Raw genomic sequence first — 1,901 nt, 5'->3', positions numbered from 1 at the left:
CTCGGGGGTGGACCACACCACCGTCGGTCGGCGCATCACGGCGCTCGAGAAATCGGCCGGGCAGCGCCTGTTCGACAGGACACCGTCGGGCTGGCGACTCACCGAGCGGGTCGACGCCTCGTCGGATACGCGGAGACCGTCGAATCGACACTCATCGCCGCGTTCGAGGATCAGACCTCCGACACCGGATCGTTGCGAGGGACCGTGCGTATCGCGGCTCCGGACGGGTTCGGGGCATTCGTCCTGACGCCCAAACTGGGGCTGCTCAGGGACAAGCACCCCGATCTCGACATCGAGTTGGTCACCGCCACGGAGCACAATTCTTTGGCCACCAGGGAGTTCGATATCGCGATCACGTTGGAACGGCCATCGCCGAGATTCGTGGTGACTCGCAGGCTGGCGACGTACTCCCTCGGGCTCTACGCTGCCGCACCGTATCTCGCTGCGACGCCCCCTGTCGACACCGTCGAGGATTTGCGAGAACACACTCTCATTTCGTATGTCGACGCTCTGCTCGACGTTGCGCCACTGCGAATACTGGACGCCATCCTTCCCGACGGGCGTGCACGGATACAGACCAACAACATCACCGGTCAGTGGATCGCCGCGAGGTCCGGTGTGGGAATCGCGCCCTTGCCCAGTTACATCGGCGAACCGGACGACGCTCTGACGTCGGTGCTGCCCGGAGTCGTCTCGGTGGAGCGAACCTACTGGACCGTGGTGCCGCGAGAGCTGACCGGTCTGGCGAGGGTGAAGGTGGTCGACGAATTCCTCAGATCGGTCGTGACCGACGAACAGCATCTCTTTGCTGTGCAACAGAAACCACAGTAGATCAGCACAGTCCGAGAGTGTCGGTGGCCGTTGGCATTTGGACGTTCCGATGAGACGGCCGTCTCGTGATGACGGACACACGTGACGCCGACCTCAAAGAAGTGGGAATCGGCGAACATAGGGGTAACAATCTGTTACAGACAAGTCCGCATTGGCGGATCCACACGAGATTCTGGGGGAATCATGACACTGTTCGTAATGGCAACGGTCGGCTTCGTAGGAATGGCAATTGCACTGCTCAACGACGGAAACGACATGAATTTCAGCGGTCGCCAGCTGGCGGGCGCGTACCGCCAGCGCTGAGTCCGGCATACCGAATTCCTGCGCCGGGTGCGCAGTTGGCAAGATTCGTGGGATGTGGACACACCCCCGAGCGATCGGCTTACTGGTCGGCTACGGCCTCGATCGAGTGTTCGCAGACCCACAACGCTGGCACCCGGTTGCAGGATTCGGCACCACAGCACTGCGCGTCGAACACGTCCTCTATCGCGACAGCCGGGCTCTTGGCGTCGTCCACGCAGTCGCGTTGATCGGCTCGGTGACCGCACTCGGCGTCGGGTCGAGTCGCGTGGCCGGTCGTGCAGGTGCACCCACTGAGGTTGCTCTGGTCGCGGCCGCTACCTGGGCCGCGCTCGGAGGCACGTCCCTGGCGAAGGTGGGCCGGCAGATGGCGGACCACCTCGACAACGACGACCTCGAGAGCGCACGCGCACTGCTACCGTCACTGTGCGGTCGAGATCCGGAACCACTCGACTCCGACGGCCTCGCGCGCGCCGCACTGGAGTCCATCGCGGAGAACACCTCCGACGCAACTGTCGGAGTGCTGGTGTGGGGAGCACTGGCCGGGGTGCCGGGAATTCTGGCCTACCGAGCGAGCAACACGCTCGACGCGATGGTCGGCTACCGGTCTCCGAAATATCTGCGCTTCGGTTGGGCCGCAGCACGAATCGACGACGTTCTGAACCTGCTGCCGGCTCGCGTCACCGGCGTGGCGACGGTCGTCGCGGCTCCCTCGGTGCAGGGTTCGCCCGCCCGAGCGCTGAAGATGTGGCGACGCGACGCCGCGCAGC

The 1,901-nt window shown here is 64.1% G+C and carries 1 protein-coding gene and 1 pseudogene; both read left to right on the top strand.

From position 1 onward, the window contains the following. Nucleotides 1–831: pseudogene (locus tag RHBS_RS27370) on the top strand (LysR family transcriptional regulator); the annotation flags it as partial. Between the two features lie 355 nt (nt 832–1,186). Then, on the top strand, nt 1,187–1,901 hold a 715-nt coding region (locus RHBS_RS27365), incomplete at its 3' end, for a CobD/CbiB family cobalamin biosynthesis protein (protein ID WP_145977648.1).

The sequence above is a fragment of the Rhodococcus sp. BS-15 genome, from assembly GCF_000813105.1.
In the GTDB taxonomy this organism is placed as follows: Bacteria; Actinomycetota; Actinomycetes; order Mycobacteriales; family Mycobacteriaceae; genus Rhodococcoides.
This window is presented reverse-complemented; position numbering and strand designations above follow the sequence as displayed.